Raw genomic sequence first — 16304 nt, forward strand, 5'->3', positions numbered from 1 at the left:
GGTGATGGCTACAGTCCTTGCCGTTACGGCTTACACCTTTCTTATTCTGGAACATGATCCGGCACAGGTAAATCTGGGAGAAAGGTTACGGCCGGCAAGCATGGAACATCCGTTAGGGACAGATCATCTAGGGCGTGATGTATTAACACGTCTTCTGCTTGGCGCACAGCTGACGGTTGGCTACGGTCTCTTATCTTTGTTTGCCGCGGTTATCATCGGCGTCCCGTTCGGTGTGATTGCCGGTTTTAAAGGAGGTCTGATCGATCGGATTTTCATGCGAATTGCAGACGCGTTTCTCGCATTCCCTGATACGATCGTTGCCATTGTGCTTAGTGGTTTATTAGGACCAGGAATCGAAAATCTCCTGTTGGCGATCGTTCTAGTGAAATGGGTGAATTATGCCCGGCTTGTACGAAGTGCGGTGATCACCGAACGTCAGAAGGACTATGTCACAGTTGCTAAAATCAATGGATTAAGTTCATTTGGAATCATGCGGAAGCATCTATTTCCGCACCTTATCGGGAACGTGTTGGTCCTTTCTAGCCTTGATTTAGGAAAAATCATTTTGCTCATATCTTCCTTATCATATATGGGGCTCGGGGCGCAGCCGCCGGCACCAGAGTGGGGAGCCATGCTGAATGATGCCCGTCCATACTTTCAATCCAATATGTTGCTGATGATTTACCCAGGGCTAGCCATCGTATTTGTCGTCCTTCTATCCAACATGCTCGGTGATTATTTGCGCGATGCATTCGATGTGAAAAAGGAGGTGGAATCATGAGCATTTTATCCGTGAGGCATCTAAATATCATGGGGAAGCAAAATCATATCGTCAAGGATATTTCATTGGATGTGCAGAAAGGTGAATGGTTCGCACTTGTAGGACAAAGCGGGAGCGGCAAAAGCATGACTGCCATGGCAATATGTCAGCTGCTTGCACCCAATCTCCAAGCGAAGGGAGAAATATGGTACGGGGAAAAGAATTTATTAACGCTATCTTCCTCAGAAATCAGGAAGATTCGCGGAAAGCGCCTGGCTTATATTTTTCAAGATTACCAGGGTTCATTTACACCGTTCCTTACCATCGGTAAACATTTCGACGAATATCAGCGAACACATTTGAACCTTTCCAAAAAGGAGAGGCGCAAGCAAGCGGTCAAGGCGCTCATTTCGGTGGGCCTGAATGAAGATATCTACAGCAGATACCCTTTTCAATTAAGCGGGGGGCAGCTTCAACGTGTATCCATTTCAATAGCCCTGCTGCTTGAGCCGGATATATTGATAGCGGATGAACCGACCACAGCCTTGGACAGTGTATCTTCATTTAAGGTCTTACAGCTGTTATCAAGGCTCCAAAAAGAAACCGGATGTGCGATCTTGTTCATTACCCATGATTTACGTCATGTCAGGAAGTATGCGGATCGCATTGCGGTCATGAAAGACGGGGCCATCATTGAGACCGGTGATAAAAATCAGGTATTGAATCATCCACGGCACACTTATACGAATGAACTGATTCAATCATCACCATCATTGAGCAGAATTCCATTTAAGCTTGAAGGAGTGTCAGGATGAGTTTATTAGACGTACGCAATGTCCATAAAAGCTATGATAACGGAGTGGAAATACTAAGGAACGTGAATTTCAGCATCGAAAGGAAGGAATGCCTTGGATTAGTAGGAGAGAGCGGGAGCGGAAAAAGCACATTGGCAAGACTCATCCTTCAGGTTGAATCTTTTGACCAGGGCAGCATCCTATTTGAAGGAACGGCGCTGCAAAACAAAAGCGAACGCAGTTTAAAACCGTATCGTAAGAACATCCAGGCTGTTTTGCAGAATCCTGCATCGGCTTTGAATCCAAAACTAAGGATTAAAGATTCACTAATGGATCCATATCTTCAATTTGGCAGTCAGGTAAATCTGAAACATTTTACTTATACAAGTGAAGCGAACTTTATCGAACAGCTCCTGGAAACTGTGGAGCTTCCAAGGAGTTTTGCTGAACGTTACCCGCATGAGCTAAGCGGCGGACAAAAGCAGCGGGTGACCATTGCACGCGCAATCAGCATTGAACCGGCCCTCATTATATTGGATGAACCGGCTTCAAGCCTGGACGTTCTGTCTCAAGCGGCGGTGCTGAAATTGTTAGGCGGGCTGCGGGAGACTTTGGACATTTCTTACCTTTTTATTTCCCATGATCTATCGGCTGTACAGGAGATGAGCCAACGGATCATGGTGATGAAAGGGGGTGTTATTGTGGATTCTTTTGAAAAAGAACAGCTTTTTTGCAGCGATCGCCATTCATACACAAAAGAACTGATTTCGATGTTTGAATAATGAAGTTGTGTTTATTCGAGTTTAAATCGTAATGATTTCGATTAAGTTTGATACTTAAGGAGGAAGTAAGGTGGCATGTGAGGAAGTCGGGAGAACGATTGCGGATTCTTTCATCATCAATTCAACCATTTATTACACATTTAAATAGTGACACCTTATAACGAGTTGCTTTCGGCAATTCGTTTTTTTAGGTAAAAAAATGAATTCCAATAAACTTACTTGACATTATAAGCTTATGAAAATATAATTACTTACATAAAGTAACTGACAAAAGGAGAATTCATACATGAATAAAAATGATGCAGGTCAAGTTTTTTTAAGGGTGATTTTAGGTCTTACTTTTTTCATTCACGGCATTTCAAAGTTTCAAGGGGGCATAGGAAATACGGCGGGATTTTTCGATAGCCTTGGCATTCCTGGCTTCATGGCATACATCGTTGCAGGAATCGAATTGATTGGAGGACTTGCGGTTATACTGGGTTTGGGAACACGAATCGTATCCGTCCTATTTGCGGTCATTATGGCGGGGGCGATTTTCACGGCTAAATTACCTGCTGGTTTTCTTGGAAACGGGCAAGCGGCGGGTTACGAACTGGACTTGGCACTGCTTGCCATGTCTGTCTATCTAGCGTGTGCAAACCGCACGGTTCTTTCTTTGGATCATGTGATTTTCAATAAAAAAGGGAAGTGACAATATGGATAAAAATTTTCATCAAAAACCAATTACCTTTGTTGGCGAGGTCAGTATAAATGTATTGGATTTAAATAATGCCATTCTGTTTTATCAAGAAATCATCGGTCTTCAAGTATTGAATAAAACCGACCGGCAAGCTGTTTTGACGACAGACGGTAAAACCCCGTTGCTGACACTTGAGCAGCCTGCAGATGTGATTCCGAAAGAAGGGCGGACGACGGGCTTGTATCACTTTGCCCTTTTACTGCCAAGCCGTGCTGACTTATCGATATTTTTACGCCATTTACTTCAAACGAAATATCCTTTTGGAGCGGCTGATCATGAAGTGAGTGAAGCGCTGTACATTACCGATCCGGATGGCAATGGGATTGAAGTATACTCTGATCGGCCATCAACTGATTGGAGATGGGCCGGAGGGGAAGTCGCAATGGGCACGGATCCGCTGGATGGGAATGACCTTCTGAAAGAAAGCGATGGTGAGTGGAGCAAACTGCCTGCAGGTACCTTAATGGGGCATATACATCTGCATGTAGCGGATTTACGTAAAACGGAGGAGTTTTACATGCAAGGTCTTGGGTTTAGCGTCGTGAATCGATATGGAGGAGCGCTCTTTACTTCAACCGGTGGATATCATCATCACATAGGGTTGAACACTTGGAATGGCGTTGGCGCCCCTGCTCCTAAGGAAAATAGTGTAGGGCTAAACTGGTATACTCTCGTTTTTGCAGACGAAGAAGCGAGAAAAAAAGTAACCGAACAACTGAAAGGAATCGGGGCTGTCGTCACGGAAAAAGAAGGGTTTTTCGCTGTAACAGATCCATCAGGCAATGAGATTCATTTAATCGTCTAAATATTATAAATCAGAAAGCAATGGTGAGAGGATATGGGATTCTTAAGTAGATTATTTAGAAATAAAGAAAACGCGGCAGGGGAGAATGGAAAAATGACAAAAGTATTATTCGTAAAAGTGAACGATCGTCCTTCAGAACAGGCAATCAGCTCGAAAATGTATGACACCTTCTTAAAAGCATATAAAGAGACACACCGTACAGATGAAGTGACAGAACTGGATTTATTTAAAGAAGAACTTCCTTACTATGGAAATACGGCAATTACCGGTTTGTATAAACGTAACCAAGGTCTTGAACTGACAGCCGAAGAGGAAAAGGCGGCCGATCTGGTTGACCAATATTTAAATCAATTCCTGGCCATGGATAAAGTGGTATTCGCTTTCCCTCTCTGGAACGCAACGGTTCCTGCGCCGCTTATCACATATCTTTCCTATTTGGCACAAGCAGGTAAAATGTTCAATTATACGGCAGAAGGTCCTGTCGGGTATGCTGGTGATAAAAAAGTCATGCTATTGAATGCCCGCGGTTCTGATTATGCATTAGAAGGAATGGCTTCTGCTGAAATGGCCGTGAATTTAGTGAAAAATATCATTGGCCTATGGGGAATTAACAATCCGGATGTCGTGGTCATTGAAGGACATAATCAGTATCCGGATCGGACACAAAAAATCATCGCGGATGGTTTGGAAAACGTTGTAAAAGCGGCTGAAGCATTCTGATTGCGAAGTAAAATGAATAGAAGCAAAAAAAGGCCCTCATTATCAATGAGGGCCTTCAGACTGTAGACAAATTCGCAGAAAGTGAGTCTGCCTTGATCTACACGGCATTATTCGGCAGTTCACGCATTAATTCGACCTTTAATTCGACCGTTGGTGCATTAATTCGACCTACACGGGATTTAATTCGACCGTTGATGCATTAATTCGACCTACACGGGATTTAATTCGACCGTTGATGCATTAATTCGACCTACATGGGATTTAATTCGACCGTTGAAGCATTAATTCGACCTACATGGCATTTAATTCGACCTACACGGGATTTAATTCGACCGTTGATGCATTAATTCGACCTACATGGGATTTAATTCGCCCGTTGATGCATTAATTCGACCTACATGGGATTTAATTCGCCCGTTGATGCATTAATTCGACCTACATGTAACTTAATTCAACCGTTCACGAATTTTTTTAACCTTCACCTCACTATTCGGAATTTGGGCATTTATTTTAGGATATACGCATGAAACCCGCTCGCTTTCCGCCGATAAACTAAAGGCCCACCATATATATAATGGGGGCCTTCTTTGTGTTATTTGACCTGATACTTTTTCAAGCGGTATTGAAGACTTTGGCGGCTAATATTCAGGGCCTTGGCTGCTTTGGAGATATTCATCCCATGTTCTTTTAAAATCTTCTCCAAGTATTGCTTTTCAGTATGGGCGATATAATCATCAAGAGATAAGGTCGACTCCTGTAAATCTCCATTTTCATGATTTTCTTTTTTATCGGGACGAATGTCTTCCAAATGGGCTTTCTTCCTAAATAGAGCCGGAAGGTGGGTGATGGCAATCTTTGTATCTCCAGGTTCCATTAAATTCATGGCCCCCTCAATGATATGTTCAAGTTCCCTTACGTTCCCGGGCCAGTCGTAATCATAAAAAAGCGAGTAGACATCTTCGCTGATTCCTTCTATATTCAATTCGAACAGCGCATTGAATTTCTCGATGAAGGATTGCGCCAGCAGAGGAATATCCTCTTTCCGTTCACGAAGAGGCGGGATGAATAATGAAACGACACTTAATCGGTAGTATAAATCCTTTCGTAAATGATCATTTGCAATGGCATCTATCGGATCTTCATTTATCGTTGCTATGACCCGTACGTCAATATTTTTATCTTTTGTATCCCCAACACGGCGAATCGTCCTTTCTTGAAGGGCTCGTAATAATTTCGCTTGCATATTCGGATTTAAGGAATTGATTTCATCAAGAAGGATGGTCCCGCCCTGTGCCTGTTCGAATAAACCTGGCCTTTCAATCGATCCGGTGAAGGCCCCTTTCTTCGTACCAAAAAGAATTCCTTCAATAAGACTATCTGGCAGGGCAGCACAGTTTTGGCTGATGAAAGGATGTGTCGAACGGCTGCTGCCATTATGGATGCTTTGGGCAAAGAGCTCTTTTCCCGTTCCCGTCTCCCCGACGATGAGGATGGAGGATGCCGTCCTGGTCGAACGCTTGCTTTTTTCAATGACTTCCAAGAAATTCTCACTCGTTCCGATGATGCTGTCAAACGTATATTTCGTATCGCCTTTATTCAAGATATTATCTTTAATGATTCTTTCCAGATTCGTTATATCCTTTGCCACTTCAATGGCTCCGATGATATTTTGATTCTGGTCCAAAATAGGAAACGTATTATTGATTGTTGTAATTTCCTGTCCGAGATTATTGAAGTAGGTCTGCTTCGAGTTTTCGGTTTTCCTTCCAGAATGAAGCGCCCGTATTAATGTGCTCTCTGTTTCTTCCTTGAATATAAAGATCTCGTGAATCTTTTTCCCTAATACCTCTTCTGAATCCATGCCTTCTATTTCAGCCATTTTCTTGTTATATATAATGGTCCGCCCTTTAATATCGATTATATGTAACCCGATATCGATTACGTCCACTAGTGAATGGAGGATGGTTTGGAAACCTTCTATTTTAATGATTTGATCTAAATGCATGAATGCCTCCCGTTTTTCTTCTTTTCTTAGAGCTATTGTAGAGGAATTGAAGCAAAGGCGCAAATAAAATTTGCACAGCAAGAATATTTTGCATTGAAGTGCAAAAAAATTTTGCGGAAAAAGTGCAAAAACGCTGTTATTTATGGTTTTTCTAGTTGGCATGAATCTTGCATTAATAAAAAGTGTAAGGTTTAAGAGACATAAATAGGGATTAGAGCAAAAAAAGATGGCATACTATGTCAATTTTGCCCCAAAAGTGCTGAATTTCATTGCATATCTAATGAAATATCATTATTTTTTCAAAAAAATGAAAAGTTGGCACGGAACTTGCTTGTTAAGTAAGGGTGAAGAAAAAAACATAAAATTTTAGGGAGATGAGCTATAATGGTCCAAACATATAAACACGAACCATTTACTAATTTTAAAATCGAAGAAAACAATAAAGCTTTTCAAGCGGCATTGAATGATGTAGCTAATGATTTAGGGAAGAAATATCCGCTGATCATTAATGGTGAAAAAGTGTTTACTGATGAAGTCATTACCTCTGTAAACCCAGCAAATAAAGAAGAAGTTATTGGAACCGTATCCAAAGCGAATAAGGATCTTGCTGAGCAAGCGATGCAAGCGGCAGATAAGACATTCCAAACTTGGAGAAAAACGAAAGCGGAAGTGCGTGCAAATATTTTATTCAGGGCTGCAGCCATCGTACGGAGAAGAAAACACTATTTCTCGGCTCTATTGGTGAAAGAAGCAGGAAAGCCTTGGAATGAAGCGGATGCGGATACAGCGGAAGCGATCGACTTCATGGAATACTATGCACGTCAAATGCTGAAGCTTAAAGACGGCATGCCAGTGGAAAGCCGTCCGATTGAACACAATGCTTTCAATTATATCCCGCTTGGTGTCGGTGTCATCATCTCACCTTGGAACTTCCCGTTTGCGATCATGGCAGGCATGACGACGGCAGCTCTTGTTTCAGGAAATACGGTCTTATTGAAACCGGCCAGTACAACACCGGTCATTGCAGCTAAATTCATCGAAGTGCTGGAAGAAGCGGGCATGCCTGCAGGAGTTGTGAACTTCATTCCAGGAAGCGGTGCTGAAGTTGGAGATTATTTGGTAGATCATCCTCGTACACGTTTCATCAGCTTTACTGGATCTCGTGATGTTGGAATCCGTATTTATGAGCGTGCGGCAAAAGTTCATGAAGGCCAAATTTGGTTAAAACGTGTCATCGCTGAAATGGGCGGTAAAGATACGATCGTTGTTGATAAAGAGGCTGATCTGGAATTGGCGGCACAATCAATCGTCGCTTCTGCATTCGGATTCTCCGGTCAAAAATGTTCTGCTTGTTCACGTGCCGTAATAGTGGAAGATGTATATGACCAAGTCTTGAATCGTGCCATTGAATTAACGAAAGAAAAAACAGTCGGGGAACCAACAGATCTAAACAACTTCATGGGTCCGGTTATCGATCAAGCAGCTTACGACAAAGTTATGAGCTACGTTGAAATCGGTAAAGAAGAAGGGAAAATTGTTACAGGGGGAGAAGGAGACAATTCAAAAGGTTTCTTCATTCAGCCAACTATCATTGCCGATGTGGATGAGAACGCACGTGTCATGAAAGAAGAGATTTTCGGACCAGTGGCTGCATTCTGTAAGGCAAAAGATTTCAATCATGCAATCGAGATTGCCAATAACACGGATTATGGATTAACGGGTGCGGTCATCTCGAACAACATTGAACATATCGAACAAGCGCGTGAGGATTTCCACGTAGGTAACTTGTACTTCAATCGCGGCTGTACTGGTGCAATTGTAGGATACCAGCCATTTGGCGGATTCAATATGTCAGGTACAGATTCAAAAGCGGGCGGTCCTGATTATTTAGTTCTTCATCTTCAAGGAAAAACAACATCTGAAACGCTATAAATCTTAGGGGGAATCAACATGACAACTTTAACGGAAAAATTAATCGAGCAAACAGAACAATATGGTGCAAACAATTATAATCCACTTCCAATCGTCATTTCGAAGGCAGAAGGAGTTTGGGTGGAAGATCCTGAAGGCAACAAATATATGGATATGCTTAGTGCCTATTCAGCAGTGAACCAAGGCCACAGGCATCCGAAAATCATCGACGAATTAAAAAAACAAGCTGATCGCGTAACATTAACGTCCCGTGCATTCCATAGTGATAAATTAGGACCATGGTATGAAATGGTTTCGCGCATTACGCAAAAAGACATGGCACTGCCTATGAATACAGGTGCTGAAGCTGTTGAAACTGCAATCAAAGCTGTTAGACGCTGGGGTTATGATGTTAAGGGAATCGCAGAAAACCAAGCTGAAATCATTGCATGTATCGGGAATTTCCATGGCCGGACGATGGCAGCAGTGTCCTTGTCATCCGATGATGAATATAGAAGGGGCTTTGGACCGATGCTGCCAGGAATCAAGCTTATCCCTTACGGCGACCTTGATGCATTGAAAGAAGCGATTACACCGCAAACGGCTGGATTTTTAATCGAACCGATTCAAGGTGAAGCGGGAATCATCATACCGCCACAAGGATTCTTGAAAGAAGCTTACGACTTATGTAAAGAAAATAATGTCCTATTCGTTTCTGATGAAATTCAGTCAGGACTTGGACGTTCAGGAAAAATGTTCGCCTCTGACTGGGATGGAGTAGTTCCGGATATGTACATTTTAGGTAAAGCGCTGGGCGGCGGGGTTTTCCCAATCTCTTGCGTAGCTGCAAACCGTGAAATCCTTGGCGTATTCAATCCTGGTTCCCATGGTTCTACATTCGGCGGCAATCCATTGGCATGTGCGGTTTCCATCGCTTCATTGGAAGTCCTTGAAGAAGAGAAGCTTGCTGAACGTTCATTGGAGCTTGGACAATACTTTATGGATAGTTTAAAAGAAATCAAGAATCCAATGATTAAAGATATCCGCGGCAGAGGCTTATTCATCGGAGTCGAATTAACGGAAGCAGCAAGACCTTATTGTGAGCAGCTTAAAGAAGAAAAATTGCTATGTAAAGAAACACATGATACAGTTATCCGTTTTGCTCCGCCATTAGTGATTACAAAAGAAGACTTGGATTGGGCAATCGAACGCATTAAAAAAGTTTTATCCTAATATACCTATGAGGTGAATTCAATTGAGTACAACAGTCAAAGAAGAAAAAGAAACTGCCAGTTTGCTTGATTCAACACAGGTCGTAATCAAGGAGGCGCTGGATAAGCTTGGCTATTCTGAAGAAGTGTTCGAGCTTTTGAAGGAACCTCTTCGGATGCTGACCGTCCGGATTCCAATCAAGATGGATGACAATTCGACGAAGATTTTCACTGGATACCGTGCACAGCACAACGATGCTGTAGGTCCGACGAAAGGCGGAATCCGTTTTCATCCTGAAGTCGATGAAGAAGAAGTCAAGGCACTTTCAATGTGGATGAGTTTGAAATGCGGAATCGTGAATCTGCCATATGGCGGAGGAAAAGGCGGCATCATCTGTGATCCGCGCCAAATGTCCATCGGTGAATTGGAAAGGCTTAGCCGTGGATACGTTCGGGCAATCAGCCAAATAGTGGGGCCGACTAAAGATATTCCGGCCCCGGATGTTTATACGAATTCACAAATCATGGCATGGATGATGGACGAATACAGTAGAATAAGAGAACACGATTCGCCTGGTTTCATTACAGGCAAGCCACTGGTACTGGGCGGTTCACACGGTAGGGAAAAGGCGACGGCACAAGGTGTCACCATCTGTATCGAGGAAGCGGCAAAGCGTAAGGGCATAGAATTGAAAGGTGCACGCATCATCGTCCAAGGGTTTGGGAACGCAGGAAGCTTTTTGGCCAAATTCATGCATGATGCTGGTGCGAAAGTAATTGGCATATCGGACGCATATGGTGCCATCTATAAACCTGAGGGTCTGGATATCGATTACTTACTTGATAAAAGGGATAGCTTTGGAACGGTAACGACACTATTCGATAATACAATCACCAACCAGGAGCTTCTGGAACAAGATTGTGATATTTTAGTGCCTGCTGCCATTTCCAATCAAATCACCAAAGAAAATGCACATCTTATCAAAGCCCAAATTGTTGTGGAAGCAGCTAATGGACCTACCACTTTGGAGGCAACCAAGATCTTGACGGAACGCAATGTGCTTCTCGTACCTGATGTATTGGCAAGCTCAGGCGGTGTGACAGTTTCTTACTTTGAATGGGTTCAAAATAATCAAGGTTATTATTGGGAAGATGCAGAAGTCCAAACCAAATTAAAAGAGTTATTGGTCAATTCATTTAATCAAGTATATGAAATGTCCGAGACAAGAAAAGTGGATATGAGGCTGGCAGCGTATATGGTGGGTGTCAGAAAAATGGCAGAAGCCTCGATATTCCGTGGCTGGGTATAAGCTAGCCAAATAATGGAGAGTGGAGGAGTGATTCCGTGTTAAAACCGATTCATACCATCGAGTGTGCTCAGGATGGGACCGTCGAACAAGTTTACGTTCAAAAGAATTCCTATGTTTATGAATGGGAGAGGCTCTTTTTAGTGAAAACGGAGGATGGGAAATTGATTGATGTTTCAATAGGTGCCAGTGGTCACATTACTGAAATTAATGTTTCGGCAGGGGATCCTATAAATAGAAAGCTTCCTTTAGCTTTGCTCCAAGACGATTTTGTTATAACTGGCTCTGATTGATTATAGGAAAGAGGGTGTTCCAAAGGCGGAAGTGATTTCTGCTTTGGGATGCTCTTTTTTTTGTTGTGATCATTTATATGGTGATGACAAAGCCAGGAAAAAGTTTGAAAAGAAAAAACGCCCTGTTTCATGGTAAAATATCAGAATGATTGGACAATGCACCAAGCAGTTACAAACCAGGAAGCTACAAGGTGAATGACCGATCTGCGGGGATTGTCACGGTTTGAATATGTAAAGTTGAGAGGAGGCTGGAAGGGTGAATATGAATGTGGATATATTCAGGAGATTATCCGATTTTGATAATGTTTTGGTCGTAGATGATAAAGGGATTATCATTTTTTATGATATGGCAGATTTAAATGTCCTTATAGAGCTTGGGATAAGGCCGGAAGAATTCATGGGGAAGAGTGTCACTTCCTTTTATAAAAATATCACGAACGAAAATAGTACGCTGATGAATGTGTTAAGGACGGGAAAACCGTTATGTAATATAAAACAAGAGATGATCACCAAAACGGGAGAGGTCATCGAAACGATCAATTCCACATTTCCGATAGCCGAAAACGGTAAAATAATTGGAGCCGTAGAATTCTCTAAGCGTTTCTTTTCCAAGGATGCCATCCAATATTTGGACAAATATTCGAGCCATAAAATCTTCAGGAGAAATAATACCGTTTATACGGTCGATGATATTATTACGGTTAACCCTAAAATGGAAAGCATTAAAGATAAACTTGGAAGAATTGCGCTAACGACCTCAAATGTTTTGATCGTTGGGGAAACGGGCACAGGGAAAGAACTTATCGCTCAGGCGATCCATAATTTAAGCGATCGATTTGGAAAGCCCTTCATTTCACTTAACTGCAGTGCGGTCCCTGCTAGTTTATGGGAAAGCACTTTGTTTGGTACGAATAAGGGGAGCTTCACCGGATCGGAAGACATGCCGGGTCTATTCGAACAGGCGGAAGGCGGAACTTTATTTCTGGATGAAATCAATTCCTTGGATATGAATCTTCAGGTGAAGCTTCTGAAGGCGATTGAAGAGAAAACGATCAGGAGACTGGGCGGGAAGAAAAATATCCGCTTGGACATCAGGGTGATTTCAGCAACGAATGAGGTACCGGATATTTTACTGGCGGAGAAACGGTTGCGGGAAGATTTATTCTATAGAATCGGTGTCGTACAGATTGACTTGCCAAACTTGATGGATAGAAAAGAGGATATAGAAGTCCTTGTTGATCATTATCTGAATTTTTACAACAATACGATGAATATATATATCGACGGTCTTCAGGATGAAGTGCTGGAGTGTTTCAAAAGATATCCATGGCCAGGGAATATCAGGGAATTGAAAAATGCGGTTGAGACGGCATATAATCATGTCCAGTCCAGTAGAATCACCCTTGATGATATTCCTGGAAGAATAAGAGATTATACTGAAGCTCCAATGGCTAATAACAACAGTCTTAATGTGGATTCCTTAAAAGATGCGGTTCAGCAATATGAAAAAGAGATCATTGTGCGTCAGTTGAAAAATACGAATGGGAAAATGGCGGAATCTGCCAGACAGCTTGGTATCTCCAAACAATTATTGAAATATAAAATGGAAAAACATAAATTGCGGTAAAAATTCTTTTACGCTAGAGGTAAAAATTTCACCACTTTTTATTGGATTTGGCTAATCAAAGGGTCACGATTCTAGACGCTAAATAGAATCGTGACCCTTTTTTGCCTTGTGTGCAGGGGAATATGCCAGTGATGTTAAAAATAATTAAAATATTGTTAAGATTGGCACGGCATTTGCTTATATAAGTGATAGGCGTATTAAAAGCTGGTTTCATTGAGTGATAAAAAATAGAGGTGAATGGATGAATACAAACAAGATAGTACGTGACAGCCTTATTTTTGGTTTTGCTTTATTTGCCGTATTCTTTGGGGCTGGCAACCTGATTTTTCCTCCATCGATCGGACTTGCGTCAGGGTCGGATTGGCTTCCGGCTCTAGCGGGCTTCATTCTTACGGGAATTGTACTCCCTATACTGGGAGTTGTGGCGGTCCTGAATTCAAAAGGGAAATTTGAAGAACTGACAAGGCCGATCAGCACTTGGTTTTATAAGGTATTCAATCTGGTCGTCATGATCGGGATTGCGATGCTCGTCACTGTACCCAGGACGGCCGCTACGACCCATGAAATGGGGGTCCATACATTATTCCCGAATGTCCCTTCTTTCGTGACGATGGTCGTTTTCTTTGGATTGAATTTTTATTTTGCCAGCGATCGATCCAATCTCATTGATAAAGTCGGACAAGTGCTAACGCCTGCTCTGTTCGCCATTCTTCTTTTTATCGTCATCAAAGGCACTATCGATCCACTGGGGGCGCCTGTAAATACGGAAATTCAAAATCCGTTTGGCCACTCGTTTTTTAGTGCTTATCAGACGGGTGATGTGTTCACCGGCCTTCTTTGTGCATCGGTTTTCATTGGCTCGATTGCAGCAAAAGGATATGCGGAACCTTCCAAAATGAAGCAAGTGGTCATGAATGGAACCATAGTGGCTGGTTTGGGATTGCTTATCATATACGGAGGGCTTCTATATATCGGTGCTACAGGAAGCGGGTTATTCCCTTATGACATGGACAGTGCGCAGCTGGTGACGGGCCTGGTTTATAAACTGCTTGGGGATTACGGCACCATTGCATTAGCTATAGCGGTTTCCTTAGCGTGCCTTACCACCTCAATTGGAATAACAGCTTCGATAGCAGATTTTCTTAGCGGGTTGACGAAACAAAAAGTGAGTTACCGCAATTGGGTAATCGTCGTTTGTACCATTGGAGTGTTGATGGGGCTACTGGGTGTCGAAAAGATCATCGACTACTCCGTACCATTATTCATGGGAATTTACCCTGTTTCGATTGTAATTGTCTTACTTGGCGTTTTCCGCAGGTACATACCAAACGCGGGAGCTTATAAGGGGGCGGTCCTGGCCACTTTCATCATTAGTTTATGCGAAACATTGGAAAGCATCGGTATCCATATGGGATTCATGAATGATTTCATTTCCATCATCCCATTCAGTTCATATGGTTTTGCATGGCTGATTCCAGCCGTACTGGGATTCGTCGTGGGAACGTTCATTCACGGAAAACAGGCTCAGGAAACTCCTTCAAGCCCCATGAATGGCGAAAACCATTCAACTTAAATGTTGAGAAACGGCATAAGGTTTAAATATGGAAAGGTGAAGTGAAGTTTGCACCTTCATCATGTTGGATTTTTACTTATTAAGGAGAGGGAAAGTATGAATGAAAATAAACGAAATATGAATTTTATTTATATAAATGGGAAAATATTTACATCGAATCCAAAACAACCTTATGCGACTGCCATGGTTGTTCGTAATGGGCGCATCGAGTGGGTAGGAGAACAGTCAGAGACAGACGGAATGAATGGGGAACGGATTGATCTTCAAGGGCGGCGGGTGCTTCCCGGATTAATAGATTCACATCTTCATCCGCTATTTTTAGCGAAGGCAGCCAAGCAAATTCCATGTATGCCACCTGTCGTTGAATCGATTGAGGATTTGATCAAGGCCGTTCGTGAACAGTGTGAATCCCAAAAATCAGGGGATTGGATTGAAAGCTGGGGATATGATGAAGGGAAATTGACGGAAGGACGGTCCCCTTCACGCTACGATCTGGATAGGGCGACGACGGAGATCCCTGTAGTCATAACCCGGACCTGCGGCCATATAATTGTCGTCAACAGCAAGGCATTGGAATTGGCGGGAATTACAAAGGACACGCCAAATCCAGCAGGGGGAGAGATTGACAGGGATTCAGAAGGGGAGCCGACCGGAATATTACGGGAAAATGCAAAAGAACTGGTCAATAAAGTGATGCCGGTTCAAACATTCGAAGAAGAAACAGATACTCTCGCCGAATTGAGTCCTAAATTATTAGCACATGGGATTACTGCAATCACTGAACTCCTGGCAAGGACCAAGCCGATCGATTACTTGGATTTGTATAGGTCTGCGAGCGAAAAGGGTTTAAAGCAACGTACTGTTTTATACTATATTTGGGAAGATATGAAGAATGATATGATCCTGGATAAGGGTAAAACAAACAGAGAAAACCAGAATCATATCGGTGGGGTTAAGTTATTCTCGGATGGCAGCGTGTCGGGGCAAACCGCGTGGGTCGACCCTCCATTTTTAGGAGAAGAAAAGAACCAGGGCATTCAGATGACCTCAGAGGCGGAGTTGTTAAGTGCAGCTGAGGCAGCCAGGGAAAACAATATACAATTGGTCATACATGCAATGGGGGAGCAAGCGATCGATATGATCGTGAATACCTTTTACGGAAAAACGGGATGGATAGTGGATGGTCCATCAATAAGAATCGAACATGCAGCCATGCCTACAAAGCAAGCACTTCAGCGAGCAGCAGAAACGGGTATCGCTTTTGTTCCTCAACCAATCTTCTTATATGCCGAAATCGAAAGCTACCTTAATAATCTAGGTGCAGAACGCACAAGGCAAACGTACCCCATCCAATCCATGTTAAAGGCAGGCATAAAGCTGGCATTCTCTTCCGATGCACCAGCAACAGCATGGGTTGATCCGGTCAATCCGTTCGTCGGAATCAAGGCAGCCGTCACGCGAATTGCCTATGATGGTACGGACACCGGTCAGGATCAGCGTGTGGATGTACCTACCGCGATTACACTCTACACGCGGGCAGCTCAGGAGATAACGAGAATCCCGGATGTCGGGCAGCTCACTCCCGGCTATCATGCAGACTTCATTGTGCTTGACCAGGATATTTTGGCGATAAGACCGGAGGAAATCGATAGGATTACAGTGGAAGAAACCTATATGGGCGGTTCTTTGGTTTATCAAAAAGAAAAGACGATAAATAAATAGAAGAAATAGGGACGAAAAGGGAGTGGATTTCCTTTTCGTCCCTTTCGTTTCTTAG

The 16304-nt window shown here is 42.9% G+C and carries 14 protein-coding genes; 13 read left to right on the plus strand and 1 reads right to left on the minus strand.

Going from position 1 to position 16304, the window contains the following annotated elements; all coding sequences use genetic code 11:
- Positions 1 to 4: 4 nt before the first annotated feature.
- The 6 genes from nikC (at position 5) to LQ188_RS09150 (ending at position 4600) form a co-directional block, all read left to right on the plus strand.
- Positions 5 to 781: a nickel transporter permease gene (gene nikC / locus LQ188_RS09125; protein WP_230176844.1), complete on the plus strand. Its 777-nt coding sequence runs from the start codon at positions 5 to 7 to the stop codon at positions 779 to 781.
- Positions 778 to 1575, plus strand: coding sequence for an ABC transporter ATP-binding protein (locus tag LQ188_RS09130; protein WP_101223098.1), 798 nt, complete (start codon positions 778 to 780; stop codon positions 1573 to 1575). The genes nikC and LQ188_RS09130 overlap by 4 nt, the downstream gene beginning before the upstream one ends.
- On the plus strand, positions 1572 to 2336 hold the full coding sequence (locus LQ188_RS09135) for a dipeptide/oligopeptide/nickel ABC transporter ATP-binding protein (RefSeq protein ID WP_101223097.1): 765 nt from the start codon (positions 1572 to 1574) through the stop codon (positions 2334 to 2336). The genes LQ188_RS09130 and LQ188_RS09135 overlap by 4 nt, the downstream gene beginning before the upstream one ends.
- Positions 2337 to 2622: 286 nt before the next feature.
- Complete coding sequence (locus LQ188_RS09140) at positions 2623 to 3027, plus strand: DoxX family protein (RefSeq protein WP_101223096.1); 405 nt, start codon at positions 2623 to 2625, stop codon at positions 3025 to 3027.
- Positions 3028 to 3031: 4 nt separating this feature from the next.
- On the plus strand, positions 3032 to 3880 hold the full coding sequence (locus LQ188_RS09145; protein WP_101223095.1) for a VOC family protein: 849 nt from the start codon (positions 3032 to 3034) through the stop codon (positions 3878 to 3880).
- Positions 3881 to 3913: 33 nt separating this feature from the next.
- A complete protein-coding gene (locus tag LQ188_RS09150; RefSeq protein WP_230176659.1) occupies positions 3914 to 4600 on the plus strand; it encodes an FMN-dependent NADH-azoreductase in 687 nt (228 codons plus the stop codon).
- 592 nt (positions 4601 to 5192) lie between these two features.
- On the opposite strand, the gene LQ188_RS09155 is transcribed toward LQ188_RS09150, so the two are convergent.
- Positions 5193 to 6605 (minus strand): sigma 54-interacting transcriptional regulator, encoded by a 1413-nt coding sequence (locus tag LQ188_RS09155; protein WP_230176660.1) that lies wholly within the window; start codon positions 6603 to 6605, stop codon positions 5193 to 5195.
- 384 nt (positions 6606 to 6989) lie between these two features.
- Between LQ188_RS09155 and pruA the strand changes: the two genes are divergently transcribed.
- The 7 genes from pruA to LQ188_RS09190 all read left to right on the plus strand — a co-directional run bounded on the left by pruA (position 6990) and on the right by LQ188_RS09190 (position 16249).
- Positions 6990 to 8537 (plus strand): L-glutamate gamma-semialdehyde dehydrogenase, encoded by a 1548-nt coding sequence (gene pruA / locus LQ188_RS09160; RefSeq protein ID WP_230176661.1) that lies wholly within the window; start codon positions 6990 to 6992, stop codon positions 8535 to 8537.
- 18 nt (positions 8538 to 8555) lie between these two features.
- Positions 8556 to 9749 (plus strand): ornithine--oxo-acid transaminase, encoded by a 1194-nt coding sequence (locus LQ188_RS09165; protein WP_034309472.1) that lies wholly within the window; start codon positions 8556 to 8558, stop codon positions 9747 to 9749.
- Positions 9750 to 9771: 22 nt separating this feature from the next.
- Complete coding sequence (locus LQ188_RS09170; protein WP_101223091.1) at positions 9772 to 11037, plus strand: Glu/Leu/Phe/Val dehydrogenase; 1266 nt, start codon at positions 9772 to 9774, stop codon at positions 11035 to 11037.
- Between the two features lie 35 nt (positions 11038 to 11072).
- Complete coding sequence (locus tag LQ188_RS09175) at positions 11073 to 11327, plus strand: hypothetical protein (RefSeq protein WP_076364404.1); 255 nt, start codon at positions 11073 to 11075, stop codon at positions 11325 to 11327.
- A gap of 262 nt (positions 11328 to 11589) precedes the next feature.
- Positions 11590 to 12954 carry a sigma 54-interacting transcriptional regulator gene (locus tag LQ188_RS09180; protein ID WP_230176845.1) on the plus strand — a complete coding sequence of 455 codons (1365 nt, stop codon included), beginning with the start codon at positions 11590 to 11592 and terminating at the stop codon, positions 12952 to 12954.
- A 241-nt stretch (positions 12955 to 13195) separates the two neighbouring features.
- Entirely contained in the window at positions 13196 to 14527 is a 1332-nt protein-coding gene (gene brnQ / locus LQ188_RS09185) for a branched-chain amino acid transport system II carrier protein (RefSeq protein ID WP_230176662.1), read from the plus strand.
- A 96-nt stretch (positions 14528 to 14623) separates the two neighbouring features.
- Positions 14624 to 16249 (plus strand): amidohydrolase, encoded by a 1626-nt coding sequence (locus LQ188_RS09190; RefSeq protein WP_230176663.1) that lies wholly within the window; start codon positions 14624 to 14626, stop codon positions 16247 to 16249.
- Positions 16250 to 16304: the final 55 nt, after the last annotated feature.

This window comes from Peribacillus sp. Bi134, assembly GCF_918698065.1.
Lineage (GTDB): Bacteria > Bacillota > Bacilli > Bacillales > DSM-1321 > Peribacillus.